Origin of the sequence: Streptomyces sp. NBC_01016, from assembly GCF_026341035.1 — a bacterium.
GTDB lineage: Bacteria > Actinomycetota > Actinomycetes > Streptomycetales > Streptomycetaceae > Streptomyces.
In genome coordinates, this window is sequence record NZ_JAPEOQ010000002.1 from 1,005,748 (window position 1) to 1,030,819 (window position 25,072).

Sequence of the window (25,072 nt, forward strand, 5' to 3'; positions counted from 1 at the left end):
CACAGGCTCTAAGCTTCCGCTTATGTTGAAGGTGGGGCTGACCGGCGGAATCGGTGCCGGCAAGAGTGAGGTGTCACGGCTGCTCGTGGAGCGGGGGGCCGTGCTGATCGACGCCGACAAGATCGCGCGGGAGGTCGTCGAGCCCGGGACCGAGGGGCTCGCGGCCGTCGTCGAGGCGTTCGGTAGCGAGGTGCTCGCCCCGGACGGGAGCCTGGACCGGCCGAAGCTCGGCTCGGTCGTGTTCGCGGACTCCGACAAGCTGGCCACCCTCAACAAGATCGTGCACCCGCTGGTCGGCACCCGCTCCGCCGAGCTCGAGGCCACCGCGGGCCCCGACTCCGTCGTCGTCCACGACGTGCCACTGCTCACGGAGAACGGGCTGGCCCCGCTCTACGACCTGGTGATCGTCGTCGACGCGAGCACCGGGACCCAGCTCGACCGCCTCACCCGGCTTCGCGGCATGAGCGAGGAGGACGCGCGGGCCCGGATGTCCGCGCAGGCCACCCGCGAGAAGCGGCTGGAGATCGCGGACATCGTGATCGACAACGACGTACCGCTGGAGCGATTGCGGGAGCGGGCCGACGAGGTCTGGGCGGAGCTGGCGCGCCGGGCGCGTGCCGCGACCGCGTGATCGTTCTCGCCGCCTGCACCGCGCTCGGCGGCCTGGTGGCGCTGGTCGCGGGCGCGTACGGACTGCAGCGGAGCCGTCGCGTGCAGGACTCGGGGAACATCGCGCAGGCCCTGGTCAAACCGCCGCAGCCGGGGTCCGAGCGGCCGCTGCTCCAGTTCGAGACGGGCGACGGGCAGGTCGTGGAGGTCGTCTCTCCGGTGCCGCCCAGCAAGCGGCGGCCGCTGCCCGCCGGCGGTGTCGTCAGCGTCGCGTACGACACCGAGGACCCGCGCGAGACCGTGCTGCTCGGTGGCGAACGGCCCGGCGTGGATCGGGCCTTCATGATCGCCGGCGCCCTTCTCGTGCTCGTGGGCATGGTGCTCACGGTGTCCCTGAGCCGCTCGCGCTGATCGCGCCGCGTGTTCCGGGCACGTGTTCTCTGTAGGGGCCGCGGGCAGGAATAGCCCCTACGGTCCATGGTGTTGACCATGTCGACACCAGGAGGAGGTTCGTCGTGCCCGATGCCACCCCGGAGACGCACGTCATCGACTATCGCGCCGCCGAGCAGCTCTTGGCCGCGCGCGATCCGCGCGGAGCGGTGAAGCTCCTGGACGACGTGCTCGCCCTCTATCCGGAGCACACGGCGGCCCGGCTGCTGAGGGCCCGCGCGTTCTTCGCCGCCGCGCAACTGCGGGCGGCCGAGCTGGAGTTCACGATCGTCCTGGAGCGCGAGCCGGACAACGCGTTCGCGCATTTCGCGCTGGCCAGGACGTACGAGCGGTGGTCGCGCCCGAAGCAGGCCCGGCGACACTTCCGCCTCGCCGCCGCGCTCGACCCGCAGCCGGACTACCTGGCGGCGGCGCGCTTCGACGACTGAGGGCCGCCAGGGCCCTACCGGGGCTTGCGGTACGGCGGAACGTCCCGGCCCGGTTGGTAGTGCGGGCCCTGGCGGATGTGCCGAAGGATCATGAACAGATCGACCGTCGTGATCAGCCACAGGATTCCGCAGGCCAGCGCCCACCCCGGACGGTGCGCGAGCAGGAACGCGACGGTCCCGAAGACCGTCCACACGAGCCCGAACAGCGCGAGGCCGAGCCGTAGGCGCAGCGGGCTGCGGGCGGTGACCGGTTCGTCACCGGTGCGGACGAAGCGCGGCGGGTGTGGCGGGGGCGTCGGGCGCATGGTCACCATCCCCTCGGGGTGCTGCACCTCCCAGCATGCCACTCACGGGTGAAGCGGCGTAGGGCGGGAACGGCGCCCGCGGGCGGTTCGTTGGCTCTGCATGGGTCTTGAGATGCGTACGGGATATGAGGGCACGGGGCCGGGCGCGATCACGCCGGACGGCTGTGCCGTGGAGCTCTACTCGCGGCTCGTGGTCGAGGACGAGCCGGATGTCGTCGCGGGCGCCGTGCCCGCAGGCGCGACTCTGCTGGAACTCGGCTGTGGGGTCGGCCGCGTGACGCACCCGCTCGTCGAGCGGGGCTTTCGGGTGACGGCGGTGGACGAGTCGTCGGAGATGCTGGAGCGGGTCCGGGGTGCGCGCACGGTGCGCGGCTCCATCGAGAGCCTCGACCTCGGCGAGACGTTCGACGCGGTGCTGCTCGGGTCCATCCTCGTCCACACCGGGGACGCGGAGGTGCGGGCGGGGATGCTCGCCACGTGCAGGCGCCATGTCGCCGACGACGGCTGCGTGTTGATCCAGCGCGAGCGGCCGGGGGCGCACGAGGGGCTGCCGCGTGAGGTGACCGGGCCGGGCGGTGGGTTCACGATCCGCAAGCTCCACTCGGAGCCGGTCGGCGACGGCGTGCGGTCGGTGAAGGTCGAGTACGTGTTCCCTGATGCGGTGTGGACGCAGACGTATCGGGCCCGTCCGCTCACCCCGGAGGAGTTCGAACAGGCGCTGGCGCAGGCGGACTTGAAGGTCGACCGGGTGCTGACGGAGGACGGGTCCTGGGTGCGGGCGGTGCCGGTGTGACGGGGCGGGGCGTCGGTGGGGCTCGGGCGTCACTTCCACGTCACGGGGCTCCGCCCCGGGCCCCGCTCCTCAATCGCCGGAGGGGCTTGATACGGCTCAATCGCCGCAGGGGTATGAAGTGGCTCAAGTTCCGGAGGTGGAGGCTTAGTTCGTGCCGCCCTGGCCGAAGATGTCGCGTAGGCGTTCCAGCTCCCTGCGGTCGCGCTTTGTTGGGCGGCCCGTGCCGCGGTCGCGGATGCCGATCGGGGTGATCACCTCGCGCGGGGGCGGCGGCGGGGAGTTGTCGACGTAGGCCTCGGCGGCGACCGGTGCCCCGACCCGCTTGCGGATGAGGCGTTTGACCTCGACCAGGCGCTCGTGCTCGCCGGGCCGGCGCACCCGCACCTCGTCGCCGATGCGCAGCGCGTGGGCGGGCTTGACGCTCGTCCCGTTGACCTTGACGTGCCCGCCCTTGCAGGCGGCGGCGCCCGCCGAGCGCGTCTTGACCAGGCGTACCGCCCAGATCCAGCTGTCGACCCGCACGCTCCCGCCGCCGCCCGACCCGTCCGGCGCCTGTGGTGTCCCCGGTGTCTGCGATGCCATGCGTCCGACGATAGTCCCGCGTGGGCCGCGCCCCGAACCCGTTGTCGTGACCCTCGGCGAGCCCCGGCCGAACCGCCCCCGCCCAGACCGGATAATCCCGGCGAAAGGAGCGTAATCGACAGCGAGGGGTGCACAAGACATGGACGGCACGGATGCCATCGACCCGACCGGCGACCCGCGGGCCGCGGTCGACCGACTGATGGACGGGCTGCGGTCCGACCTGGAGCGGCTGGCCGCCATCCCCTCCGTCGCTTTCCCCGGCTACCCGGAGGAGCCGGTGCGCGAGGCGCACGACCTGCTCGTCGGGCTGCTGCGGGACGCGGGCGTGGAGCACGTCGAGACCCTCGACCTGCCCGACACCGCGCCGGTGATCTTCGGCGAGATCCCGCCGCCCACGCCCGACGCCCCGACCGTCCTGCTCTACTCCCACTACGACGTGCAGCCGCCCGGCGACGAGAGCTTGTGGAAGTCGCCGCCCTTCGAGCCGACCGCGATCGAGGGCGGGCTGCGGGCCCGTGGCATCGCCGACGACAAGTCGAACGTCATCGCGCATCTGGGCATGCTGCGGGCCTTCGGCGGCCGACCGCCCGTCGGCGTCAAGATCGTGTTCGAGGGGCAGGAGGAGTACGGCAGTCCCTTCGACGGCTATCCGCCGACCGACCCCGAGCGGTTCGCCTGTGACGCCATGGTCATCGCCGATCTCGGCAATCTCCGGCCCGGCACTCCCACCCTCACCACCGGCCTGCGCGGCGCCGCCGAGGTCACCGTCGAGGTCCGTACGCTCGAAGAGGCCCGCCACAGCGGCGAGTTCGGCGGCGCGGCCCCCGACGCCCTGCTCGTCCTCCTCAAGGCCCTGTCCACGCTGCACGACGTGCACGGGGACGTCGCCGTCGAGGGGCTGCGCCGCGACCCGTGGACCGGCGCCGGCTACACCGACGAGGAGTTCCGCGAGCTCGCCGGCGTTGAGGAGGGCCTCCCGCTGCTCGGCAGCGGCACCCTCGGCGAACGCCTCTGGCGCGGCCCCGCGATCACCGTCATCGGCCTGGACGCGCCGAGCGTGGCGGGCGCCGCCTCGGCCGTCGTCCCACACGCCCGCGCCAAGCTGAACCTGCGCTTCCATCCCCAGCAGGACCCGCGCGAGGCCCAGGACCTCCTCGTACGGCATCTGCGCTCCCTGCGGCCCTTCGGCGTCGCGCTCACCGTCACCCCCGGCGACACCGGGCCCGGATACGAGGCGGACACCGGCGGCCCCGCCTACCGCGCCGCCCGCGCCGCGCTCAAGGAGGCGTGGGGCGCCGACGCCTCGTACGTCGCGACCGGCGGCTCCATCCCGCTGGTCAGCGGCCTCGCGCAGGCCGCGCCGAACGCCGAGGTACTGCTCTTCGGCGCGCAGGACAACCTCTGCAATCTGCACGCCCCCAACGAACGCGTCCTGTTCTCCGAACTGCACGCCACGGTCGTCGCGATGTGCGCGTTCGTACGCGAGTACGCGGCCGACTTCCGGAGCGGCTCATGAGCACCGCCGACACCACCGAGGCCCCCGAACAGCCCCCGGCCAAAAGGAAGTTCACCTTCCCCAGTGCCCTCACCGTCCTCGCCGTCGTCACGATCGCGATCTGGCTGCTCGCGTTCCTGATCCCGTCGGGGGAGTACGACAGGAACCGTGAGGGCGCGCCCGTCGAGGGCACGTATCAGCGCGTCGACTCCGGGCAGTCCTTCGTCGACCGTCTCAACGACCTGTTCCTCGCCCCGGTCAACGGCCTCTACGGCATCCAGGACCCGAAGACCGCCCTCGTCTCGCCCGACAACTCCGGTGATCTGTACGGCAGTGCGGGCGTCTTCCTCTTCGTGCTCGCCATCGGCGCGTTCATCACCGTCGTCTTCGCGACCGGCGCCCTCGACCGCGGCATCGGCCGCCTCGCCCACCGGCTTCGCGAACGCGGGGCGCTGCTCATCGCGGGCGTCATGGCCGTCTTCTCCGTCCTCGGCACGGTCGAGGGCTTCGCCGAGGAGACGCTCGGCTTCTACGGCCTGATCGTGCCGCTGATGCTGGCGCTCGGCTACGACCGGATGACGGCGGTCGGCGCGATCATCCTCGGTGCGGGCGTCGGCGTGCTGTGCTCGACGGTCAACCCGTTCGCGACCGGCGTCGCCTCCTCGGCCGCCGACATTTCACTGGGCGACGGCATCGCGCTGCGGTTCGCGATGTGGATCGTGCTGACCGGGGTCACCATCGCGTACGTCATCCGCTACGCGAAGCGGGTGCGGAGCGACCCGGCACGCTCGGTCTCGGGTTTCCTGCCGGGGGACCGGGACCTCGACGAGACGGCCACCGAGGCGGCCGATGTGCCCGAACTGACCGGCCTGCACAAGGGAGTTCTGGTCGCCACGGCGCTGGTCTTCGCCTTCATGATCTTCTCGGTGGTGCCCTGGGCGAGCGCCCTGACCGGAGACGCGGACGCGGCCCCGTACGGCTTCGAACTCGACTGGTCCTTCCCGCAGTTGGCGGCGCTGTTCCTCGTCGCGGCCGTGCTCGTGGGGATCGTCGCGCGGATGGGGGAGCAGAAGCTCAGCTCGACGATCGTCCAGGGCGCCGCCGACTTCGTGTCGCCCGCGCTCGTCATCCTGCTGGCCCGCGGCGTCACCGTGATCATGAACAACTCGAAGATCACGGACACGGTGCTGCACGCGATCGAGGGCGTCGTGAAGGGCACCTCGTCCGGCGTCTTCGCGATCATCGTCTTCCTCGTGAATCTGCCGCTCGCCTTCCTCATCCCGTCCACGTCCGGGCACGCCACGCTCGCCATGCCGATCCTCGCGCCGCTCGCCGACTTCGCGGACGTCTCGCGCGCGGTCGTCGTCACGGCGTGGCAGGCGGCCAGCGGCTGGATGAACCTGTGGGTGCCGACGACCGCCGTCACCATCGGCGGCGTGGCCCTCGCCAAGGTCGGCTACGACAAGTACCTGCGGTTCGTGTGGCCGCTGCTGGCCATCCTGTTCGTGCTGATCTGCGCGTTCGTGGCGCTGGGGGCCGCGTTCACGTAGCCCTGTCGTCGGGTGCATGGACGGTCTCGGTGAACTCGACGAGCGGATCAGCGGCTGCCGGGCCTGCCCGCGGCTCGTCGAGTGGCGCGAGGAGGTCGCGCGCACCAAGCGCGCCGCCTTCGCCGACTGGACGTACTGGGGGCGCCCGGTGCCCGGCTTCGGGCCGCACGACGCGCCGCTCCTGATCGTCGGCCTCGCGCCCGCCGCGCACGGCGCCAACCGGACGGGCCGGGCCGGGGGTCTGGGGGCGTCCCCCAGTAGAAGCAGCCACGGGGGACCGGTCGGGCGACGTCCTCTACCGGGCCCTGTACGACATCGGGCTCGCGTCCCGGCCGGACGCCGTGAGCGCCGACGACGGGCTGACCCTGCACGGCGTCCGCATCACGTCGCCCGTGCACTGCGCGCCACCCGCCAACAAGCCGACCCCGGCCGAACGCGACACCTGCCGCCCCTGGCTCGTCCAGGAGCTGAACCTGCTGCGGCCCACCCTGCGCGCGGTCGTCGTGCTCGGCGCGTTCGGCTGGCAGGCGGCGCTGCCGGCCTTCGCCGAGGCGGGCTGGGCGGTGCCGCGCCCGCGCCCCACCTTCGCCCACGGCACTCGCGTCGACCTCGAAGGGACTGGAGGGACTGAGGGGGCTGAGGGCATCGAGAGGCTCTCCCTCTTCGGCTGCTTCCACGTGAGCCAGCGCAACACTTTCACCGGCCGGCTCACCCCGGAGATGCTGCGCGGCGTGCTGCGGGACGCGGCGCGCGCCGCCGGGCTCCACCCGTTCGGCCCAACTCCGCAGGCTGAGAGCCCGCCCGCTTCCTAGCGTGGCCGTGTGGCAGCACAGACAGCGCAGGAGACGACGTCCAAGCCGCCCGCGGCGGCCTACCGCAACCTCATCGTGGCGACCGTGGGTTTCGCGCTCACGTTCTGGGCGTGGAACCTCATCGCCCCGCTCGGCAGTGCCTTCGGCGAGTCCCTGGGGCTCAGCTCGTTCGAGCAGTCCTTCCTGGTCGCGGTGCCGGTGATCGTCGGCTCGCTGGGCCGGATCCCGGTCGGCGCCCTGACCGACAAGTTCGGCGCCAAGATGATGTTCCCGCTGGTCACAGCGGCGACGATCATCCCCGTGCTGCTTGTGACGGTGGCCAGGGACTCGTATCTGGCCATGATCCTGGTCGGTTTCCTGCTGGGCCTCGGCGGCACCACGTTCGCCATCGGGGTCCCGCTGGTGAACTCCTGGTTCCCGCCCGCCAAGCGCGGCGCTGCGGTCGGCATCTTCGGCATGGGCATGGGCGGCACGGCGCTGTCCGGCTACCTCACGCCCCGCATCGCCAAGCACGGCGAGAACCTGCCGTTCTACGTCGTCGCGATCGCGCTCGCCGCGTTCGTGGTGATCGCCTGGTTCCTCATCAGCGACCACCCCGGCCGCACCATCCCGACGACCTCGCTCGGCCAGCGCCTCGGCGAGGCCGGGAAGCTGAAGGTGACCTGGGAGCTGTCGGCGCTCTACGCGATCGGCTTCGGCGGCATCGTCGCGTACGGCACGTATCTGCCCACGTACCTGAAGACCTGGTACGACCTCGACCCCGTCGACGCGGGCACCAAGGCCGCCGGGTTCGCCCTCGTCACCGTGATCTTCCGGCCGATCGGCGGCTGGCTCTCCGACCGGGTCCACCCGGCGGTCGTCACCGCCTGGGCGCTCGCCGTCGTCGCGATCTTCGCCATCGTGCAGGCCTTCAACCCGCATCTGGCCCCGGGCGGCACGCTCGACATGCTCGTCATGGGCGCGGGCCTCGGCACAGCGAGCGGCGCCGTCTTCGCCCTGGTCGCACAGGTCACCCCACCGTCCCAGGTCGGCTCGGTCACCGGCATCGTCGGCGCCATCGGCGGCCTCGGCGGCTTCGTCCCGCCGCTGGTCATGGGCGCGATCTACAGCGCGCAGAACTCGTACTCCATCGGCTTCATGCTGCTGTCCGACCTGGCACTCGCCGGCTGTGTGTACGCGTACGGGCGGATGCGCAGCATCAAGGTCCATTAACTCGGAGGCGGTGCGCGGCGGACGGGTAGTAGGTTCGCCGGATGCCTCTGTATCCGCCGCTCGAACCCTATGCCCAGGGCCTGTTGGACGTGGGTGACGGCAATCGGATCCACTGGGAGACCTGTGGCAATCCGCGGGGCAGGCCCGCCGTCGTGCTGCACGGCGGGCCCGGGTCCGGGGCCGCGCCCTTCACCCGGCGCCTGTTCGACCCGGAGCGCTACCGGATCGTGCTGCTCGACCAGCGCGGCGCGGGCCGCTCCACACCGCCGGCGAGCGCGTACGACACCGACATGAGCGTCAATACGCTGCCGAAGCTGATCGCCGACCTGGAACTGCTCCGCGCCCACCTCGGCATCGAGCGCTGGCTGGTGTGGGGCGTGTCCTTCGGGTCCGTCCTGGCCCTGCGGTACGCGCAGACGCACCGGGACGCCGTCTCCGGACTCGTTCTGACGGGTCTGGCGACGGGCAGCCAGGAAGAAGTCGACTTGTTGACGCGGGGCCTCGGCGCGGTGTTCCCGGAGGCGTTCGCCGCGTTCCTCGACGGGCTGCCCGAGGGGGAGCGGGACGGTGACCTCGCGGCCGCGTACAACCGGCTCCTGGAGTCGCCCGACCCGGCCGTGCGCGAGCGGGCGGCGCTCGCCTGGACCGACTGGGAGACGGCGTGCGTCTCGCAGCCGCCCCGCTCCGTGCCCCGCTACCAGGACCCGGACTTCCGGTACGGCTTCGCGCGTACCGTCACGCACTACTTCTCCCGCAACCACTTCCTGGACGGGCCCGACACGGTGCTGCGCGATCTGCCGCTGCTCAAGGGGGTCCCGGCGGTGGTGGTGCAGGGGAAGGTGGACCTGGGCAATCTGCTCGGCATCCCGTGGCGGCTCGCGCAGGCCTGGCCGGACGCCGAGCTGATCGTCGTGGACGACGTGGGGCACAACGCGGGCGCGCCCGGCATCACCGATGAACTGGTCGCGGCCCTGGACGGGTTCGGCGGGCCGGGCGACCGGTTCGCCGGGCCGGACAGGCTCAGCGGGAGCGGCGCCGCCTGACGCGCTCGCCCTGCGCCTCGATGAACTGCAGCTCCAGGGCGATCGGGGCGGGCGCGAGACCGGGCCCTCCGGCCTCCGCCCACGCCAGGACCTCGTCGGTCGCGTCGTCGCCCATGGACCAGCCGATCCACGTGGCCTTCCCGCCACGGGCGCGCCCCTGGGCGGAGGGCTGGAGGACGACGACGTTCGCCTGGTCGCACGGCCCCAGGCAGTCGACGACCCGCACGGCGAACCGCCCCTGCGAGGCCCGCACCGCCGCCTGCCAGCGCTCCAGCTGCCAGTCGTGGTCGTAGCCGGGGTACTTGCGGGCGTCGCCGCAGCAGCAGCCCCGGCACACGACGAGGGTGCAGGGGCGGGTGCGGGCGGCGCCGATGAGGGTGGTGGTGCGCACGGGCTCGAGTACTCCTGCTGCTACGCGGTGGGGTCGTCGTCGAAGAGATGACGCACGGTGAAGTGGTAGTTGGTGCGGACGTGCGTGAGGGCGACCGCCCGCGCCCGCTCGGCGTCGCCGCCGGCCATCGCCTCGTACAACTCCCGGTGCTCGACGAGCTGTTGGGCCCATTCCTCGGCGCGCCGGGTGAGCCAGCGCAGCCGACCGCCGACGGGCTGCATCACGGACACGATGAGCTCGTTGCGCGCCATCTCCAACAGCCGGTCGTGGAAACGGGAGTTGACGTCCGTGTTGGTCTCGGCGTCGCCCTCGCGCGTGGCGCGCGTGGCCCGTTCGAGCAGCCCTTCCAGCTCCTTGAGGTCGTCCGGGGTGGCCCGCTCGGCCGCGAGTCCGGCGGCGTAGACCTCCAAGGCCTCGCGCAGCTCGTACAGTTCGGTGACATCGGTGCGGGTCAGGGTGCGCACGACGGCCCTGCGGGGCGTCTCGTACGTCACGAAGCCCTCGGCGAGCAGCGCCCGGATCGCCTCGCGGACGGGGACCCGGGACACGCCGAAGCGCTCGGCGAGCTCCCGCTCGACGAGCCGGTCGCCGGGCCGCCGGTGCCCGCCGATGATGTCCTCGCGCAAGGCCGTGAGCACGCGCTCGCGCACCGCGCCCAGGGGCTCCACCGATCCTGCCGTCGTCATGGGTCCATCTTCGTCGATGTCCCCGAGGGGCAGGGGAAGCGGGGTGGATTTACGGAGATGTAACCGCGCGGACATGGCCGGGCGGTGTCGGCAGCGGGACCATCGCGCGGTATTGGTATACCAAACCTTCTTGCCGGAGGAGCGCCATGTCCGTGGCCGAGCCAGTGCATTCCCAGTCCATCACCCCCGTGCCGCCCGATCCGCGCCTGACCAACGAGGACCTGGCGCCGGCCCGCGAGCGCAAGTGGAAGGTCTACGACCTCTTCGCCCTGTGGATGTCCGACGTCCACAACCTCGGCAACTACACGTTCGCGGCAGGCCTGTTGGTGCTCGGCCTCAACGCCTGGCAGGTCTTCACCGCACTGCTCATCGGCTTCGTCCTGATCTACATCGGCTGCAACGCGATGGGCCGCATCGGCCAGCGCCACGGCGTCCCGTTCCCGGTCGTCAGCCGGATCAGCTTCGGCGTCTGGGGAGCGAACATCCCGGCGCTCGTCCGGGCCGTGATCGCCATCATGTGGTACGGAATCCAGACGTACCTGGCCTCGGTGGCGGTGAACGTGATGGTGCTGGCGGCGTTCCCCGGCACGAAGTCATGGACGGAACACTCGTTCCTCGGCCTGCACGCGCTGGGCTGGGCCTCCTTCCTCACCCTGTGGCTGATCCAGTCCCTGATCATCACGCGCGGCATGGAGTCGGTCCGCAAGTTCCAGGACTTCTGCGGACCCGCGATCTGGGTGGTGATGCTCGCCCTCGCGATCTGGATCTGGGCGAAGGCGGGCTGGACGATCTCGCTCACGTCGACACCGCACCCGGTCTCCACGGGCGAACAATTCCGCCAGTGGTTCGGCGCGATCGGCCTGATCCTCGCCACGTACGGCACCCTGATGCTCAACTTCTGCGACTTCTCCCGCTTCGCGCCGGACTACCGGACCGTGCGGCGCGGCAACTTCTGGGGCCTGCCGGTCAACTCAACTGCCTTTGTGGTGCTGTCCGTTGTGGTGACGGCGGGCAGCGTCGAGGTCTTCGGCGAGGCGATCACCGACCCCGCGATGCTGGTGGCGAGGATCGGCAACACCTGGGTCCTGGTCTTCGGCGCCCTGACCTTCGCGATCGCCACGATGGGCGTGAACATCGTCGCCAACTTCGTCTCCCCGGCCTACGACTTGGCGAACGTCTGGCCGCAGAAGATCACGTTCAAGGTGGGCGGCGCGATCTCGACGGTGCTGGCCCTCCTGGTCACGCCATGGAACCTGTACTCGAACCCGGACGTCGTGAACTACTTCCTGGGCGGCCTCGGCGCGTTCCTGGGCCCGCTCTTCGGCATCCTGATGCTCGACTACTTCTGGGTGAAGCGGGGCCGGGTGGACACGGAGGCACTCTTCGACGCGCGGCCGGGCTCCCGCTACTACTACCGGCACGGCGTGAACCCGAAGGCCCTGGCGGCATTCGTACCGTCCGCGTCGCTGGCCGTGGTCCTCGCCCTTGTCCCGTACTTCGACTCGGTGGCGGCGTATTCGTGGTTCATCGGGACGGCGGTGGGGGCGGGGGTGTACGGGGTGGTGTGCCGGCGGGAGCGGGCCGAGTCGGCCGCACTGGCGGCCTGACGCCGGAGCCTTCGCTCGCTTAGCGTGGCCGCATGACCGCCGAATCCGTCACCGATGACGTCTTCCTCGACCGCCTCGCAGACCGGCTCGACGCCCTGCCCGGGGTGCACGCCGTGACGCTGGGCGGGTCGCGGGCGCAAGGGACGCACACCGCCGCGAGCGACTGGGACACCGCCGTGTACTACCGGGGGAGCGAGGGGCTGTTCGAGCCCCGGCACCTGCGGGACGTCGGGTGGGAGGGGGAGGTCTCCGAGATCGGTGGCTGGGGCGGGGGCGTCTTCAACGGTGGTGCCTGGCTCAGCGTCGACGGGCGGCGCGTCGATGTGCACTACCGGGATCTCGATGTCGTCGAGCACGAGCTGGCCGAGGCCGAGGCAGGGCGGTTCCACTGGGAGCCGTTGATGTTCCACCTCGCCGGAATCCCGTCGTATCTCGTCGTCGCCGAGCTCGCCGTCAACCGGGTGCTGCGCGGCGAGACACCCAGGCCCGACGGGTACCCCGCCGCCCTGCGCAAGGCGGCCCCCGAAGTGTGGTGGGGGCGCGCCTCGATCACCCTCGATTACGCGAAGGGGAACAGCGTGCCCCTCGGCGCGCGCACCGAGGTTCTCGGGGCCGTGGCCAGTGCCGCGATGCAGGCCGGTCACGCGGTGCTCGCCGCGCGCGGGGAGTGGGTGACCAACGAGAAGCGGCTGCTGGAGCGGGCCGGGCTGCGGGGAATCGACCGGGTGGTCGGGGACCCGGCGCTCGGCCTCGAAGAACTCGTGGACCGGGCGCGGGAGCTGATGGCGCGGGCCGTCGCCGAGGCTCAGCAGGCCTGAGGGCCGAGCGCGTACGTGCGGATGTCACGCCACCCCGTTCCCGCGCCATCCGTCACGATCAGCTTCACCGACTCCACGCGCGCGTGCAGCGGCAGCGCCGTCGTGAACTCCGTCTCCGGGATGTCGTCCGTGCCCGCGCCGCTCGCCAGCGTGAGGTGGGGGTCCAAGCCCTCGTCGCCGAAGATGCCCCGGTACGGCACCGCCTCCGGCCAGCGTTCCCGTACCGACTTCGTCAGGGCGCGGAGGGGGTCGTCCGGGGCCGGGGGCAGATAGAGGACGCCCGGCCAGCGGCGTACCGCGGTGAAGCCGAGCGCGATCTGTGGGGTGGCAGCGAACAGGGCGCGCAGGTCGGCGTCCGCCTCCGGCGTGATCCGGTCCAGCGGGAGGAACGGGTAGAGGAGCGTGACGTGGGCCCTCGACGGCGTGCGGACCAGGGCGTCCGCCTCCGGGACGTGGATGGTCAAGGCCGTGTCGCCGGGAAGATCCGGCCAGCCGCCATGGTTCTCAGGAGTACGTCGCGTGGGCACGGTCAAGTGTCACATTCCGGAAACCTCGCTGTTTCCTCCTCTCCAACAACTCCGCTTACGCTTGAGAAACCAGTTCAGGCTGGCCGACGGCGCCCGGCACCCTCCGTGTTCGTACGACAGGAGTCTGCTCACCGTCATGCGCCGCCCCCATTCGCTCCCGCCCTGGCTGAGTCACGCCCTGCGCGCCCAGCGCGCTCCCGTGCCCTGGCCCGCCGTCGTGCGCGGGGCCCTGGCCGGCGGGCCGCTGCTGCTCGTCGCCGTCGCCGCCGGGCGGCCTTCCAGTGGGGTGCTGCTCGCGCTCGGGGCGATGCTCGCCGGGGTCAACGACCGGCCGGGTCCGCGGCTCGCCGCCGTCTCGCGGCTCGGCGGGCCCGCGCTCGCCGGTGCTCTGGGGATGACCGTCGGCAGTTTCATCGGCGGTGCGCTGCCGACCGGAGCGCTCATCGCCTGCCTCTTCGCCGTGCTCGGGCTCGTGGGCGGCGCCTTCAGTGCCGTCGGGCCCGTCTCGTCCTCCGCCGGGACCCAGTTCCTCGTCACCGTCGCCATAGGCGCCGGGATGCCGCTTCCGGAGCCCGCCTGGCAGCGCGCGCTGCTGTTCGCCGGGGGCGCCGCGTGGCTGATCCTGCTGCGACTGCTGCTGCCCTCTCCCGTACGTACGAAGGGGCTCGGCTACCTCTACGACGGTGAGCGTGCCGCCGTCGCCTCCGTGTACGAGGCCGTGGCCCGGCTGCTCGACGCCGTCGGCGGACCCGAGGCCCAGGCCCGACGCGTCGCGCTGACCGCCGCCCTCGACCAGGCGCAGGACGCCCTGCGGCCCGGCCGCTCGGCGGCCACCCGGCGCCTGCGCCGCCAGTACTCCGCCGCCCTCCCGCTCGCCGAGGCCGCCACCGCGCTCGCCTGGACCGGGGAGCCGGTGCCCGCGCGGGCCGGGGAGGGTCCGCGCCGGCTCGCCGCCGCCGTGCGGACCGGGGATGCGCCCGGCGCGCTGCCCGCTCCCGCCCGCGCCGGCGCGGGTCTTCGCGCCCTCGACGAGGCGCTGCTGCGGGCCGCCGAGGCCTTCGACGGGGCCGCTGTCCACCTGCCGTCGGGCCGGCGGCGCGCGTCCGTGCGCGGAGTGCTGCGCAGGGTGGCCGGTCCCGCAGGCCGCGAGTACGGCGTCCGGGTCGGGCTCTCCTTCGGCGCCAGCGCCGCCGTCGCCCAGGCCCTGCACCCGCTGCACTGGTACTGGCTGCCCGCCACCGCCGTCTTTCTCGTGAAGCCGGACCTCGGACCGCTCGCCTCGCGCGCGCTGTGCCGGGCCGCCGGGACCATCGCGGGCGCGGTCCTCTTCGCGGGGCTCGCCGCCGTGCTGCCGCAGCCCCTCGGGCTCGTCGCGCTCGTCGCCGCCTGCGGGGCGCTGATCCCCGTCGCCACCCGGCACTTCGCCGCGCAGACCGCCGTCGTCACCGTTCTCGTACTGTCCCTGGTGATGGTGGGCGGGGAGCCGCAGGCATCCTGGGGCCGGATCACCGAGACGCTGCTCGCCTGCGCCATCGTGCTGGTCGCCGGGCATCTGCCGCTGCCGGGCGGGCACCGCGGCGGCGGGGTGCGGGTGCGGCTCGACGTCGCGCACGACGCCGCCCACGCCTACGTACGGCATGTGCTGAGCGAATCCCAGCAAGGAGCCAAGGGCGCCGGGGGAGCGGAGGGCGTCGACCGGCACGGGCGGTGGGCGCTGCGGCGCGAGGCGTACCGGACGCTCGCGCAGGCGCGGGCCGCCGTCGACCTCGCCGCCGCCGAACTGCCGGTGCTCGCGCGGCACTCGGACGGCTCGCGGCAGGTGACCGTCGTACTGGAGCGGCTCGTCGACGCGACGACCGCGTGCGCGGTGCAGGTGGACGACACCGGGCGGGTGCCCGAGCAGCACGCGCGCAGGATCGACGTGCTGCTCGCGGAACTCGCCGCGTAACGGGGAGTTCAGGGGCGCAGACAGGGGGTTCAGGGGCGCAGGTCGACCCATACGGGGGCGTGGTCGGACCCCGGCGCGTCCCGCCGCTCGGCCGGATCGTCGCTCACCGACGGCAGCTCCTCGAGCTCGGCGTCGGACTGCTCCCGGGACGGGCCGGTGCCCGCGCGGACGACGTGGCCGAGCAGTTCGTGCGAGACGAAGACGTGGTCGATCAGCTCGCGGCGGCCCTCGTGCACCCGCGAGTACCGCCGCTCCTCGGGGATCAGCGGCGCCACGTTCCACAGCCGCCGCGCGTCGCCCTTGTCGGGGTGGTCGAAGCCGGGCGTGCCGATCTCGGAGCCGGGCGGGCCCTGCAGGATCTGGGTGGTCGAGGCGGCCACCTCGTCGTTGAAGTCGCCCATGAGAGCGACACGTACGCCCTGGCCGCCCGCCCCGATGAGGGTGTCCGCGAAGGTGCGCACGGTGGCCGCCTCCGCCGCCCGCCGTTGCAGCGCGTACGCCGCGTAGCGCGCCCGCTCACCCTCGTCGCGCGGGAAGAACCTGCCGCCCGGATACCCGAGCAGCTTCGACTTGAGGTGGCAGACGGCAGCCGTGAGCCACGTCGCCCGCGTCGAGAAGTGCACGGCGAGCACGCCCCGCCCCATCCGGTCCGCGGTCCTGCCCGTGTCGTCGACCTGCACCGGGCGCAGGCCTGCGGGGAACTCGGCCGTGTCCCCGACCACGTTCATGAACACGCTGGTGAGGAAGCCGACCCGGATCCCGCGCTCGTCCGGGTACTCGGACAGCAGCACCCGGTACCGGCCGTCGAGCAGCTGCACCAGATCGTCGAGCGCCGCCGGGTCGCCGACCTCCTGCACGCCGAGCAGGGTGGGGCTCAGGCTCTTCAGGGTGGCGGCCAGCGAGGCCAGTTTCGCCTCGTACGCGGCCTTGTCGCGCGGGCCGTAGGGGCCGCCGGGGCGGTAGAGGTTCTCCAGGTTCCAGGTACCGACGAGCATGGTGTGCTCCGTCCTAGGGCCGGCCCGGAAGGGCCGGGGCGGCCAGCGTGCCAGCGGCTCCGCCGGGAGGACAGCGCTCCTTCAGGAATCAGGGCCGCTTCCGGGGAATCAGGGCCGCTTCCAGAAAATCGGGACCGCTGCCAGAGAACCAGGGCCGCTTCCGGGAAATCAGGACCACTTCAAAAAACTTTCGCCGAAGCGATGAGTTCCGCACAGCCCTCCGGTCACCCCTCCGAGAGACACGACCCGAGGAGGAAGCATGGGGCTGCCGAAGGTGGTCACGCGCGAGGAATGGCGCGCCGCGCGCGAGGAGCTGCTCGCCCTGGAGAAGGCGGCGACCCGGGCGCGGGACGAACTGAACACGCGGCGCCGCGAGTTGCCCATGGTCGAGATCGACAAGTCGTACGTCTTCGAGGGCCCGGACGGGAAGTCGGAGCTGCTCGACCTGTTCGAGGGGCGTCCACAACTCGTCGTCTACCACTTCATGTTCGCGCCCGACTGGGACGCGGGCTGCCCCAGCTGCTCCGGATTCCTCGACCAGATCGGGCACCTGGCGCATCTGCGGGCCCGCGGCACGGAGTTCGTGGCGGTGTCGCGCGCGCCGTTCACCCGGATCCTGCCGTTCAAGGCGCGGATGGGCTGGACGGTGCCCTGGTACTCGTCCCATCTCAGCGATTTCAACCAGGACTTCGGCGCCACGTTCACGGGTGAGGACGGCACCCTCCAGGAGCAGCCCGTGATCAGCTGCTTCCTGCGCGAGGGGGAGCGGGTCTTCCACACGTACTCGACGTTCGCCCGCGGCATGGACCACATCGGGTTCACCACGAACTTCCTGGACCTCACCGCCCTGGGCCGTCAGGAGGAGTGGGAGAAGCCGGAGGGGCGCGCGTCGGCTCTCGGGGCCCCTGCGGGCAGTGCGCGCGTGCGCTACCACGACGAATACGTCGACTGAGGACGAATACGTCGACCGAAGACGTCGACCGAGCGACCTGACCTCGTATCAACTCGGTGTCATTATCGTCACGTTGCGAGCCGGGAGTGCCCCTGTCAGCGTTCTCCCTCATGAAGCGCCCGGACGCGTGGGGCGCCGTACATCGGCACGATCACGGGGGCAGGGACGAACGATGGTGAATGGACGAGTGGTTCTGCAACGATTCCCGGCAGGCGGGCCCCGCGGCTCCTGGCCCGCGGAGGAGTACGCGAACCGGCGCCGCCAGGAGGGCCAACCGGCCGAGGTGATCATGGACTTGGCGACGGACGCGTTCCTGGTGATCGTGCGGGAGCCGGTGGCCGATCTCGTGGGCTGACGTCGTCGCGGGAAGAGTGCGTTACGAAGCGCCGACCGACCGCGACCACACCGGTGTGGTCCCCGTGACCCGGCACAGTGCGAGATACAGCGGAATCGGCGGCGTGTACGGCACCGAACCCTCCGGACGGTGCACCAGGGCGGGTGCCCGCGGCACGTCCGGCACCAGGGCGCCCGCCGTGTAGCGCGCGGGCGCGGGCCACTCCAGGGACACGTCGGAGTCCGAGGGCACGAGCCACCACCAGTGCGCCCCGTCCGCGTAGACACAGCCCATCCGCGGCAGGCGCTTCGCCATCGCCCGGCCGAACTCCTCGGGCACCGCGACGGCGTCGCAGCCGAGCGGCGCGGTCATGCCCGCGGGCACACTGAGCCGCACGGGAGGCGCGCAGCCCGGACGCGGAGTCTCCGCCTGCTCCGGACGCCGGGGGCGACGCCTCCGGGCCAGTCCGGCCAGCGAGTTCAAGTGCATCGTCCGCTTGCCCGTTGTCACCACGCCCATCCGATCCTGTTTCGCACGTTCGTCGTTCCTCCGCCCGCCGTCCGACAGGGGCGGGCGTTCACCAAGCCCATCCGGCGCCGTCCGATGCGCCGGGGACGGGGCCGGGCGGCTGCGGCTCCCGCTCGTCGCGGGGCAGTTCGGCCCAGACGAGGAGGCCGGGCCCGGTCTCCTGGGCGCCCCACGCCGTGGCGACCGCGGCCACGAGGAGCAGTCCTCTGCCGTGCTCCTCCTCGGGCGCGACGCGGCCCACGCGGGCGTCGCCGGGTATGCACCCCTCGTCCCGGACCGCTATACGCAGCCGGTCACCGGAGTCGTCGCGCAGCTCGCGCAGTTCGCAGTGGATGCGCCGGCTCGCGGTGTGCACGATCGCGTTCGTGACCAGTTCGGACACGACAAGGGCCGCCGCGTCACAGGTGTCCTCGCACGCGCCCCACGCACTGAGGTGGGTACGCGTCACGCGCCGGGCCTGAGCGGCGGAGCCCGGGTGGGGAGCCAGTTCGAAACTGCTGCGACGGGCAGCCGACGGGTGGGCCCCTGTCGGGGTACCCGAACGGTCACCGAGCGTAGTTTCGCCGACTTCTGTTCCTAAAGGCGCAGACGGAGTCACGCTTGCCACTATCTCCCCGCCATGAACACTTGGCAAGGGCCACTCTGAAAAGTGCAGAGTGGCGTATGCCGTGTGGAGTGGGCATGGCAGACTGCTCGCAACAGCGCGCCACACGGCCCCCATCGGGGGTGAATCGCAGGGAAACGGCCGGTGAGGGACGTCTTTCGGACCTTTTCCCGCGATGAAAAGTGGCGGGATTCAGACATCGGGACTACTGGGAGGTAGGGGGCGTGAGCGAACCTCGGTCCGCGCCGACGGTCGGCCAGGTCGTTCTCGGCCGCCGACTGCAGGACCTTCGCGAGGGCGCCGGGCTCAAGCGCGAGGAGGCCGCGAAAGTACTCCGCGTGACCGCCGCGACGATCCGCCGCATGGAAACCGCCGAGGTCTCCCTGCGCATCCCCTACGTCCAGCTGCTCCTCAAGGCCTACGGCGTCGCCGACGACGAGACCACGTCCTTCGTGCAACTCGCGGAGGAGGCGAACAAGCCGGGCTGGTGGCAGCGCTACCACGACATCCTGCCCGGCTGGTTCTCCATGTACGTGAGCCTGGAGGGCGCGGCCCGGCTCATCAGGTCGTACGACCCGCACTTCGTGCCCGGCCTGCTCCAGACCGAGGACTACGCGCGCGGGGTGTTCACGTCCGGGGCGATAGGCCGCGCTGTCGCCGACGACCCGGACGTGGTCGAGCGGCATGTCGCCCTGCGGATGCAGCGCCAGGCCCTGCTCACCCGCGAGGACGCGCCCCGCCTGTGGGTCGTGATGGACGAGACCGCCCTGCGCCGCCCCGTCGGCGACATGGACGTGATGCGCGCCCAGATCGACCGGCTGCTCGAGGCGATGGAGCTGCCGAACGTGACGCTTCAGGTCGCGGAGTTCGCCGCGGGCCCGCACCCGGGCACGTACGGACCCTTCGTCCTGTTCCGATTTGCCATGTCAGAACTGCCGGACATGGTCTACAGCGAGTACCTGACAGGCGCCGTCTATCTCGACGCGCGCCCCGAGGTGGCCACCCACCTGGAAGTCATGGACCGCATGGCGGCGCATGCCGCGACGGCGCAACGCACAAAGGAGATCCTCCGCGATCTCCGCAAGGAGCTGTGAATGGACTCGATCAAGGACCGAATACGCGGCGTCGACGGCGAGCCGATCTACAACGGCATGCCCGCGCGCGAGCTCGGCAGCGAAGGCTGGCACAAGCCGTGGAGCGGCGGCAACGGAGGCAACTGCCTCGAAGCCATGAAGCTGGCCGACGGGCGCGTCGCCGTACGTCAGTCCTCGGACCCGGACGGGCCCGCGCTGATCTACACCATCGGTGAGATCACCGCGTTCATCGAAGGGGCGAAGTCGGGGGCCGCGGACTTTCTGCTGTCGTGACGCGCCACGGATCGCCCGCGTTCGGGTGGGCGATTCGGGCCACTCAGACGGTCATCGGGCGGTCGTGCGCCCCGATCGGCTCCGGCAATTGCGTCCGCCCCGTCAGCCAGCGGTCGACCGCGGCGGCCGCCGCCCTTCCCTCGGCGATCGCCCACACCACGAGCGAGGCGCCGCGCCCCGCGTCACCAGCGACGAACACGCCCGGCACATTCGTCGCGAAGGCGGCATCGCGCGCGAGACGGCCCCGCTCGTCGACGTCGAGGCCCAACTGGTCGATGAGGCCACCGGGTTGACGCTCGGGCCCATGAAAGCCGAGCGCGAGCAGCACCAGATCGGCGGGCAGTGTCCGCTCCGTTCCCGGCAGCGGCCGGCGCGCCGCGTCCACCTCCTCGAGGCGCAGCGCACGAACATGTCCCGCGGCGTCCCCTGTGAGGCGCAGCGTGGAGGCGGCGAAGAGCCGGGCGTCCGCGTCGGCCGCCGGGGCCGTGCGCAGCTCACCGGCCTCCTCGTGCGCGGCGGAGAGCCGGTACAGCTTCGGGTACGTCGGCCAGGGCTCGACGTCCTCGTCGCGCGTGTCGTCCGGCCTGTCGTAGATGTCCAACTGCGTGACGGACGCGGCCCGTTCACGGACCGCCGTGCCCAGGCAGTCGGCGCCGGTGTCGCCGCCGCCGACGATGACGACGTGTTTGCCGGTGGCGGTGAGCGGTGACTCCTGGGTGTCCTGTGCCTGCTGGGTGTCCTGGGGTGTGCGCTTCGCTTTCTCGTACGTGCGGTTGGCCCACGGCAGGTACTCCATCGCCTGCTCGACGCCTGCCAACTCGCGCCCAGGAACGTCGAGTTCGCGCCATTTTGTCGCCCCGGTCGCGATGATCACGGCGTCGTAGCGGGACCGCAGGTCGGCGGCTTCGAGGTCCCGGCCGATCTCCGTCGACGTACGGAACCGCACACCCTCCTTGGTCAACTGGTCGAGGCGGCGGTCCAGATGGTGCTTCTCCATCTTGAACGCGGGGATCCCGTAGCGCAGCAGTCCGCCCGGCCGGTCGTCCCGCTCGTACACGGCGACGGTGTGCCCGGCCCGCGTCAGCTGCTGCGCGGCCGCGAGCCCGGCGGGGCCCGAGCCGATGACGGCGACGGTCCGCCCGCTGTGCCGGTCGGGCGGCTGTGCGGACACGAAGCCCTCGTCCCAGGCCCGGTCGGCGATGGCGACCTCTACGTTCTTGATGGTCACAGGAGAAGGAGGGGCGGCCCGTAGGGCCTCGGTTGAGGGTGGTGGTGGGAGACGGGTGGGATGATTGATGGCGAGGACGCAGCCCGCCTCGCACGGGGCAGGGCACAGGCGGCCGGTGAACTCCGGGAAGTTGTTCGTGGCGTGCAGGCGCTCGCTCGCCGCCTGCCAGTCGTCCCGCGAGACCAGGTCGTTCCACTCGGGGATCAGGTTCCCCAGCGGGCACGCCTCGTGGCAGAACGGGATCCCGCAGTCCATGCAGCGGTCGGCCTGCGCTTCGATGATCGGCAGCAGGCCGCCGGGGACGTACACCTCGTCCCAGTCGCGGACCCGCTCCCCGACGGCGCGGCGCGGCGCATCCCGCCGGGGCGTGGTGAGGAAGCCCTTGGGGTCGGCCATGGCCGTCTCCCTACGCCGTGACTGCTGGCTCTGGCTTTGGCTCTTTTCGTCACGATACGTCGGGTGGGCGCGGGGCGCCCCAGCTCATGCCGCCCCGGCTCAGGTCAGGGCTCACGTCAGGGCCAGCACGAACAGGCCCGAGGCGGCGGCGCCTGTCGCGGCCCGTACGTGGTTCCATCGCACCCACTCGGCGAGATACGTCCGCCACTGCGCGGCGCTGCTCTCGGACTCCTCGTCGCCGGAGAGGCCGGCGAGAGCAGCGTTGCGCGGCACGTTCGCCAGCACCGTCACGCCGAAGGTGCCCGCCAGATACAGCGCGCAGCCGAGCAGCAGCTCGACGGTGCCGGCCTCGGGCCAGAGCACGAACGTCACGACCGCGATCACCGCGCACAGCACTGCGGCGCCGAGAAAGACGACCATGAACGGCGGCGCGAGGGCGGCGATATTGATGGCGTTCATCGCGGCGATCGCCTGCGCGGCGGGCAGCGCGCCAAGACCGCGCATCACGAACGTGGAGAACGCGATGAACACCCCTGAACTCACCCCGCACCAGACCGCCCCCAGCACGACCAGCGCGAAATACGGACCTTCGATCATGAGCCCCCCTAACAAGAGGGATCATGCCGCAGTTTGTCGGTTGTGGACAGTGATTTCACGATTACATTGAGCGAACGGTGCCGGTTGTGGCGGTTTCGTGGAGTGCCGTGAGAGCGGTGGAGCTGTCGAGGGTGGCGGGGGTGCCGGTGGCGTACGGGTCGGGAGCGGTGGATGGGGCGGGAGTGGGCCCCTGCCACCCGTCCAGTACCGCCGCCACGGCCTCGGTCACCCGGGACCGCGCCTCCCTCCGGGGCACGCCCTCCATCAGCAGCCGGTCGTAGGGCGTGTCCACATGGCGCACGGCGGCCCGCACCGCGGCCGCACCCTCCGAAAGCGCCCGCCCCGCCGCACTCCGGCCCACCCGCCCGCTCCCGCGCGCCCCGGCATGCGCGGCGATCGCCGCCGCCCGGTCCTCGGGGCAACCGGGAAACAGCCGCCGGATCCGCGCCGCGAACTCCGCCACGAACACCGCGTCCTGCGCCGCCCGCCGCGCCGCGTCCCGCGCCCGCCGCCGGGCCCGCGCCTCCGCGTCGGCCAGGCAGCGCGCCTCGGCCCGCGCGAGCGCCTGCTCCTCGATGAGCACGCCCTGTCGCTCGTACCGCCCGCGCCGCCGATGGAAGCGCACGACGACGGCCGAGAGCGCGCTCTCCTCGCGTGCCCTGCGGGTCAGCGCCGTGTCCCCGCGCGGCAGAAACACGAGGTGTCCCAGGTCGGCGCAGTCCAGACAGCGGGGCTGCCCGCCCTCCAGGGTCAGGAGCCGGAGCGGCCCCCGACGGCAGGCGCCGCACCGCTTGCGCTTGACCGACTGGAAGACGAGGGGACTGCGCGCGACGGCCGGTGCGGGGGTGGTGTGCGTGGCCTGCGGCGGGGCGGCGCTGGTCGGCGGTGGGGCGGCTCGGGGCAGTGGTGGGGTGGCTCTGGTCATACGGGCGTGATGCCCGCCCGGGCGTGCCCTGCATCATGGAGTGCGTGCGACTTGAAGCGATCACCTGGGAACGGCTCGGCGACACCCTCGCCGAGCGGCTGCTCGACCTGAAGCCGGCCGACGGCGGCCCGTGGGTGAAGGTCGCCCTCGACGGGGCGCCGGCCGCCCGCCCCGGCGAGCTCGCGGCGCTCGTCTCCGAAGCCCTGCGCGTCCGCGGCCGGTCTTCGCTCACGGTCGGCGCGGAGGGTTTTCTGCGCCCGGCCTCGCTCCGGTTCGAGTACGGGCACCAGGACGTCGAGGCGTACTACAGCGGCTGGTTCGACACGGGCGCCCTGTGGCGCGAGGTGTTCGGACCGCTCGAACCGGACGGCACGGGCCGCGTCCTGCCCGACCTGTGGGACCCGGTCGCGGACCGCGCGACCCGCAGCGGATACGTCCAACTCCCGCCCGGCGGAGTGCTGTTGATGCACGGCCCCCTCCTCCTGCACCACTGGTTCCCCTTCGATCTGACCATTCACGTGAGCCTGTCGCAGGGCGCGCTGCGACGACGTACCGCCGAGTCCGAGCAGTGGACGCTCCCGGCCTTCGAGCGCTACGACTCCGAGACGGACCCCGCGGCGAGCGCCGACGTCGTCATCCGCGCGGACGACCCGCGCCACCCGGCGTGGAGCGGGTGACTGTCCCGCGCGGTGCGGCCGTGGGGCCCGTGCGGCCCTGTGCGCGTGCGGTTCCGCGGCTCACAGCCAGCCGTTGCGCTTGAATCCCCGGTAGACGACGAAACAGATCACGGCGATGACGGACATCATCAGCGGATAGCCGAACCGCCAGTGCAGCTCCGGCATGTTCTCGAAGTTCATGCCGTAGACGCCGCAGCCCATCGTCGGCACGGCCACGATGGCGGCCCACGCCGTGATCTTGCGCATGTCCTCGTTCTGCGCGACCGTCACCTGCGCCAGATGCGCCTGGAGGATCGAGTTGAGCAGTTCGTCGAAGGACGCTATCTGTTCCGCCGCCCGCAGCAAGTGGTCCGACACGTCGCGGAAGTACGCCTGTATCTCCGGCGGCACGGCGGGGAAGGGGCGCCCCGAGAGTTCCTGTATCGGCCGGGTCAGCGGCACCACGGCCCGCTTCAACTCGAGCAGCTCGCGCTTGAGTTGATAGATCCTGCCGGGGTCGGCCTTCGCTCCGTTCGGCGCGAAGACGTCCGCCTCGACCTCGTCGATGTCCGCCTGGACCTCGTCGATCACCGTCAGGTAGTCGTCGACGACGTTGTCCGCGATCGCGTGCAGCACCGCCGCCGGGCCCTTGGCCAGCTGCTCCGTGTCCGCCTCGATGCGCTCGCGCACGGGGCCGAGGGAGCCGTGCCGGCCGTGCCGCACCGTGATGACGAAGTCCTGGCCGAGGAACACCATGATCTCGCCGGTGTCCACGACCTCGCTGGTCGCGGTGAGCTCCGCGTGGTCGACGTAGCAGACCGTCTTCAGGACCGCGAAGAGCGTCTGCCCGTACCGCTCCACCTTGGGGCGCTGGTGCGCGTGCACCGCGTCCTCCACGGCCAAGGGGTGCAGGTCGAACATCTCGGCGATGTCCGCGAACTCCAGCTCCGACGGCTCGTGCAGCCCCAGCCAGACGAATCCGTCCGCCGCCTTGCGCACCGCGCGCACCGACTCGACGAGATCGCTGCCGCCCGACTCGCGCACGCCGTCCCGATAGGTCACGCAGTTGACCACCGCGGAGCCCAGCGGCGAGCGCGCCGGGTGGCTCAGGTCGACCTTGGGCGTCCGCCTCGCGAGCCGCGCGACCTTGCGCAGGCTGCCCACCCTGCGCAGACCGCCGACCTTCCGCAGATTGCCCGCCATCGACATGCTCGGCCCCTCCCGTTTCCCATCC

Annotated in this window: 28 protein-coding genes and 1 pseudogene; 17 read left to right on the top strand and 12 right to left on the bottom strand. The window is 71.8% G+C overall.

Annotation, left to right across the window (positions count from 1 at the left end; translation table 11 throughout):
• Nucleotides 1–22 precede the first annotated feature (22 nt).
• The 3 genes from coaE to OG746_RS31220 all read left to right on the top strand — a co-directional run bounded on the left by coaE (nt 23) and on the right by OG746_RS31220 (nt 1,487).
• On the top strand, nt 23–631 hold the full coding sequence (gene coaE / locus OG746_RS31210; RefSeq protein WP_266720775.1) for a dephospho-CoA kinase: 609 nt from the start codon (nt 23–25) through the stop codon (nt 629–631).
• Nucleotides 628–1,020 carry a DUF3592 domain-containing protein gene (locus OG746_RS31215; RefSeq protein WP_266720777.1) on the top strand — a complete coding sequence of 131 codons (393 nt, stop codon included), beginning with the start codon at nt 628–630 and terminating at the stop codon, nt 1,018–1,020. Before coaE ends, OG746_RS31215 begins: the two co-directional genes overlap by 4 nt.
• 104 nt (nt 1,021–1,124) lie before the next feature.
• The gene (locus tag OG746_RS31220; protein ID WP_266720778.1) at nt 1,125–1,487 is read left to right on the top strand and encodes a tetratricopeptide repeat protein; all 363 of its coding nucleotides are present in this window, start codon (nt 1,125–1,127) and stop codon (nt 1,485–1,487) included.
• 14 nt (nt 1,488–1,501) lie between these two features.
• Here OG746_RS31220 and OG746_RS31225 read toward each other — a convergent pair whose 3' ends face one another.
• Nucleotides 1,502–1,792: a DUF6343 family protein gene (locus tag OG746_RS31225; RefSeq protein WP_266720779.1), complete on the bottom strand. Its 291-nt coding sequence runs from the start codon at nt 1,790–1,792 to the stop codon at nt 1,502–1,504.
• Nucleotides 1,793–1,904: 112 nt separating this feature from the next.
• On the opposite strand from OG746_RS31225, the gene OG746_RS31230 reads away from it, so the two are divergent.
• Entirely contained in the window at nt 1,905–2,585 is a 681-nt protein-coding gene (locus tag OG746_RS31230) for a class I SAM-dependent methyltransferase (RefSeq protein WP_266720780.1), read from the top strand.
• Nucleotides 2,586–2,729: 144 nt separating this feature from the next.
• On the opposite strand, the gene hslR is transcribed toward OG746_RS31230, so the two are convergent.
• The gene (gene hslR / locus OG746_RS31235; protein WP_266720781.1) at nt 2,730–3,167 is read right to left on the bottom strand and encodes an Hsp15 family ribosome-associated heat shock protein; all 438 of its coding nucleotides are present in this window, start codon (nt 3,165–3,167) and stop codon (nt 2,730–2,732) included.
• Nucleotides 3,168–3,306: 139 nt separating this feature from the next.
• Here hslR and OG746_RS31240 point away from each other — a divergent pair, with 139 nt between their 5' ends.
• From OG746_RS31240 to pip, 5 genes and pseudogenes are all read left to right on the top strand, one after another.
• Nucleotides 3,307–4,683 (top strand): M20/M25/M40 family metallo-hydrolase, encoded by a 1,377-nt coding sequence (locus OG746_RS31240; protein ID WP_266720783.1) that lies wholly within the window; start codon nt 3,307–3,309, stop codon nt 4,681–4,683.
• Entirely contained in the window at nt 4,680–6,212 is a 1,533-nt protein-coding gene (locus OG746_RS31245) for a YfcC family protein (protein WP_266720785.1), read from the top strand. Before OG746_RS31240 ends, OG746_RS31245 begins: the two co-directional genes overlap by 4 nt.
• A gap of 16 nt (nt 6,213–6,228) precedes the next feature.
• Nucleotides 6,229–7,024 (top strand): annotated as a pseudogene (locus OG746_RS31250) (uracil-DNA glycosylase).
• A gap of 9 nt (nt 7,025–7,033) precedes the next feature.
• Entirely contained in the window at nt 7,034–8,236 is a 1,203-nt protein-coding gene (locus OG746_RS31255) for a nitrate/nitrite transporter (protein WP_266720787.1), read from the top strand.
• 41 nt (nt 8,237–8,277) lie between these two features.
• Nucleotides 8,278–9,279, top strand: coding sequence for a prolyl aminopeptidase (gene pip, locus OG746_RS31260; RefSeq protein WP_266720789.1), 1,002 nt, complete (start codon nt 8,278–8,280; stop codon nt 9,277–9,279).
• On the opposite strand, the gene OG746_RS31265 is transcribed toward pip, so the two are convergent.
• Together OG746_RS31265 and OG746_RS31270 are read right to left on the bottom strand one after the other, a co-directional pair.
• Nucleotides 9,257–9,670 carry a (2Fe-2S) ferredoxin domain-containing protein gene (locus OG746_RS31265; protein ID WP_266720790.1) on the bottom strand — a complete coding sequence of 138 codons (414 nt, stop codon included), beginning with the start codon at nt 9,668–9,670 and terminating at the stop codon, nt 9,257–9,259. The genes pip and OG746_RS31265 overlap by 23 nt on opposite strands.
• Nucleotides 9,671–9,690: 20 nt before the next feature.
• Nucleotides 9,691–10,356, bottom strand: a complete 666-nt coding sequence (locus tag OG746_RS31270; RefSeq protein ID WP_266720791.1) for a GntR family transcriptional regulator — start codon at nt 10,354–10,356, stop codon at nt 9,691–9,693.
• Between the two features lie 146 nt (nt 10,357–10,502).
• Here OG746_RS31270 and OG746_RS31275 point away from each other — a divergent pair, with 146 nt between their 5' ends.
• Together OG746_RS31275 and OG746_RS31280 are read left to right on the top strand one after the other, a co-directional pair.
• Nucleotides 10,503–11,963, top strand: a complete 1,461-nt coding sequence (locus OG746_RS31275; RefSeq protein ID WP_266720793.1) for an NCS1 family nucleobase:cation symporter-1 — start codon at nt 10,503–10,505, stop codon at nt 11,961–11,963.
• A 32-nt stretch (nt 11,964–11,995) separates the two neighbouring features.
• Nucleotides 11,996–12,781: a nucleotidyltransferase domain-containing protein gene (locus OG746_RS31280; protein WP_266720794.1), complete on the top strand. Its 786-nt coding sequence runs from the start codon at nt 11,996–11,998 to the stop codon at nt 12,779–12,781.
• Here OG746_RS31280 and OG746_RS31285 read toward each other — a convergent pair.
• Nucleotides 12,769–13,308 carry a 2'-5' RNA ligase family protein gene (locus tag OG746_RS31285; protein ID WP_266720795.1) on the bottom strand — a complete coding sequence of 180 codons (540 nt, stop codon included), beginning with the start codon at nt 13,306–13,308 and terminating at the stop codon, nt 12,769–12,771. The two genes, OG746_RS31280 and OG746_RS31285, sit on opposite strands and share 13 nt — an antisense overlap.
• 136 nt (nt 13,309–13,444) lie before the next feature.
• On the opposite strand from OG746_RS31285, the gene OG746_RS31290 reads away from it, so the two are divergent.
• Nucleotides 13,445–15,256 carry an FUSC family protein gene (locus tag OG746_RS31290; protein WP_266720796.1) on the top strand — a complete coding sequence of 604 codons (1,812 nt, stop codon included), beginning with the start codon at nt 13,445–13,447 and terminating at the stop codon, nt 15,254–15,256.
• Between the two features lie 29 nt (nt 15,257–15,285).
• Here the strand turns inward: OG746_RS31290 and OG746_RS31295 are convergent, their stop codons facing one another.
• Nucleotides 15,286–16,251, bottom strand: coding sequence for an endonuclease/exonuclease/phosphatase family protein (locus tag OG746_RS31295; RefSeq protein ID WP_266720798.1), 966 nt, complete (start codon nt 16,249–16,251; stop codon nt 15,286–15,288).
• A gap of 259 nt (nt 16,252–16,510) precedes the next feature.
• On the opposite strand from OG746_RS31295, the gene OG746_RS31300 reads away from it, so the two are divergent.
• Both OG746_RS31300 and OG746_RS31305 read left to right on the top strand, forming a co-directional pair.
• Entirely contained in the window at nt 16,511–17,203 is a 693-nt protein-coding gene (locus OG746_RS31300; protein ID WP_266720800.1) for a DUF899 domain-containing protein, read from the top strand.
• 172 nt (nt 17,204–17,375) lie between these two features.
• Nucleotides 17,376–17,558, top strand: a complete 183-nt coding sequence (locus OG746_RS31305) for a DUF8839 family protein (protein WP_266720802.1) — start codon at nt 17,376–17,378, stop codon at nt 17,556–17,558.
• Between the two features lie 21 nt (nt 17,559–17,579).
• On the opposite strand, the gene OG746_RS31310 is transcribed toward OG746_RS31305, so the two are convergent.
• Together OG746_RS31310 and OG746_RS31315 are read right to left on the bottom strand one after the other, a co-directional pair.
• Nucleotides 17,580–18,056: a hypothetical protein gene (locus OG746_RS31310; protein ID WP_266720804.1), complete on the bottom strand. Its 477-nt coding sequence runs from the start codon at nt 18,054–18,056 to the stop codon at nt 17,580–17,582.
• Between the two features lie 58 nt (nt 18,057–18,114).
• On the bottom strand, nt 18,115–18,552 hold the full coding sequence (locus OG746_RS31315) for an ATP-binding protein (RefSeq protein WP_323179754.1): 438 nt from the start codon (nt 18,550–18,552) through the stop codon (nt 18,115–18,117).
• A 341-nt stretch (nt 18,553–18,893) separates the two neighbouring features.
• Here OG746_RS31315 and OG746_RS31320 point away from each other — a divergent pair, with 341 nt between their 5' ends.
• Both OG746_RS31320 and OG746_RS31325 read left to right on the top strand, forming a co-directional pair.
• Nucleotides 18,894–19,763, top strand: a complete 870-nt coding sequence (locus OG746_RS31320; RefSeq protein WP_266720808.1) for a Sco1979 family transcriptional regulator — start codon at nt 18,894–18,896, stop codon at nt 19,761–19,763.
• Nucleotides 19,764–20,036: a DUF397 domain-containing protein gene (locus OG746_RS31325; protein WP_266720810.1), complete on the top strand. Its 273-nt coding sequence runs from the start codon at nt 19,764–19,766 to the stop codon at nt 20,034–20,036. It abuts the gene before it with no gap.
• A 43-nt stretch (nt 20,037–20,079) separates the two neighbouring features.
• Here the strand turns inward: OG746_RS31325 and gltD are convergent, their stop codons facing one another.
• From gltD to OG746_RS31340, 3 genes are all read right to left on the bottom strand, one after another.
• Nucleotides 20,080–21,660: a glutamate synthase subunit beta gene (gene gltD, locus OG746_RS31330; RefSeq protein WP_266720812.1), complete on the bottom strand. Its 1,581-nt coding sequence runs from the start codon at nt 21,658–21,660 to the stop codon at nt 20,080–20,082.
• A gap of 111 nt (nt 21,661–21,771) precedes the next feature.
• Entirely contained in the window at nt 21,772–22,257 is a 486-nt protein-coding gene (locus OG746_RS31335) for an anthrone oxygenase family protein (RefSeq protein WP_266720813.1), read from the bottom strand.
• Between the two features lie 61 nt (nt 22,258–22,318).
• Nucleotides 22,319–23,182, bottom strand: a complete 864-nt coding sequence (locus OG746_RS31340; protein ID WP_266720815.1) for a DUF2293 domain-containing protein — start codon at nt 23,180–23,182, stop codon at nt 22,319–22,321.
• 35 nt (nt 23,183–23,217) lie between these two features.
• On the opposite strand from OG746_RS31340, the gene OG746_RS31345 reads away from it, so the two are divergent.
• Nucleotides 23,218–23,859 (top strand): nucleoside/nucleotide kinase family protein, encoded by a 642-nt coding sequence (locus tag OG746_RS31345; RefSeq protein WP_266720817.1) that lies wholly within the window; start codon nt 23,218–23,220, stop codon nt 23,857–23,859.
• Nucleotides 23,860–23,919: 60 nt separating this feature from the next.
• On the opposite strand, the gene OG746_RS31350 is transcribed toward OG746_RS31345, so the two are convergent.
• On the bottom strand, nt 23,920–25,047 hold the full coding sequence (locus OG746_RS31350; RefSeq protein ID WP_266720818.1) for a magnesium and cobalt transport protein CorA: 1,128 nt from the start codon (nt 25,045–25,047) through the stop codon (nt 23,920–23,922).
• Nucleotides 25,048–25,072: the final 25 nt, after the last annotated feature.

Excerpts from the sequence above, each read along its gene's own strand:
- coaE (WP_266720775.1), top strand. The coding sequence starts at position 23 with ATGTTGAAGGTGGGGCTGACCGGCGGAATCGGTGCCGGCAAGAGTGAG.
- OG746_RS31225 (WP_266720779.1), bottom strand. The coding sequence starts at position 1,792 with ATGCGCCCGACGCCCCCGCCACACCCGCCGCGCTTCGTCCGCACCGGT.
- OG746_RS31230 (WP_266720780.1), top strand. The coding sequence starts at position 1,905 with ATGCGTACGGGATATGAGGGCACGGGGCCGGGCGCGATCACGCCGGAC.
- hslR (WP_266720781.1), bottom strand. The coding sequence starts at position 3,167 with ATGGCATCGCAGACACCGGGGACACCACAGGCGCCGGACGGGTCGGGC.
- OG746_RS31240 (WP_266720783.1), top strand. The coding sequence starts at position 3,307 with ATGGACGGCACGGATGCCATCGACCCGACCGGCGACCCGCGGGCCGCG.
- OG746_RS31245 (WP_266720785.1), top strand. The coding sequence starts at position 4,680 with ATGAGCACCGCCGACACCACCGAGGCCCCCGAACAGCCCCCGGCCAAA.
- pip (WP_266720789.1), top strand. The coding sequence starts at position 8,278 with ATGCCTCTGTATCCGCCGCTCGAACCCTATGCCCAGGGCCTGTTGGAC.
- OG746_RS31270 (WP_266720791.1), bottom strand. The coding sequence starts at position 10,356 with ATGACGACGGCAGGATCGGTGGAGCCCCTGGGCGCGGTGCGCGAGCGC.
- OG746_RS31275 (WP_266720793.1), top strand. The coding sequence starts at position 10,503 with ATGTCCGTGGCCGAGCCAGTGCATTCCCAGTCCATCACCCCCGTGCCG.
- OG746_RS31280 (WP_266720794.1), top strand. The coding sequence starts at position 11,996 with ATGACCGCCGAATCCGTCACCGATGACGTCTTCCTCGACCGCCTCGCA.
- OG746_RS31290 (WP_266720796.1), top strand. The coding sequence starts at position 13,445 with ATGCGCCGCCCCCATTCGCTCCCGCCCTGGCTGAGTCACGCCCTGCGC.
- OG746_RS31295 (WP_266720798.1), bottom strand. The coding sequence starts at position 16,251 with ATGCTCGTCGGTACCTGGAACCTGGAGAACCTCTACCGCCCCGGCGGC.
- OG746_RS31300 (WP_266720800.1), top strand. The coding sequence starts at position 16,511 with ATGGGGCTGCCGAAGGTGGTCACGCGCGAGGAATGGCGCGCCGCGCGC.
- OG746_RS31305 (WP_266720802.1), top strand. The coding sequence starts at position 17,376 with ATGGTGAATGGACGAGTGGTTCTGCAACGATTCCCGGCAGGCGGGCCC.
- OG746_RS31310 (WP_266720804.1), bottom strand. The coding sequence starts at position 18,056 with ATGGGCGTGGTGACAACGGGCAAGCGGACGATGCACTTGAACTCGCTG.
- OG746_RS31325 (WP_266720810.1), top strand. The coding sequence starts at position 19,764 with ATGGACTCGATCAAGGACCGAATACGCGGCGTCGACGGCGAGCCGATC.
- gltD (WP_266720812.1), bottom strand. The coding sequence starts at position 21,660 with ATGGCCGACCCCAAGGGCTTCCTCACCACGCCCCGGCGGGATGCGCCG.
- OG746_RS31335 (WP_266720813.1), bottom strand. The coding sequence starts at position 22,257 with ATGATCGAAGGTCCGTATTTCGCGCTGGTCGTGCTGGGGGCGGTCTGG.
- OG746_RS31340 (WP_266720815.1), bottom strand. The coding sequence starts at position 23,182 with ATGACCAGAGCCACCCCACCACTGCCCCGAGCCGCCCCACCGCCGACC.
- OG746_RS31345 (WP_266720817.1), top strand. The coding sequence starts at position 23,218 with ATGGAGTGCGTGCGACTTGAAGCGATCACCTGGGAACGGCTCGGCGAC.
- OG746_RS31350 (WP_266720818.1), bottom strand. The coding sequence starts at position 25,047 with ATGTCGATGGCGGGCAATCTGCGGAAGGTCGGCGGTCTGCGCAGGGTG.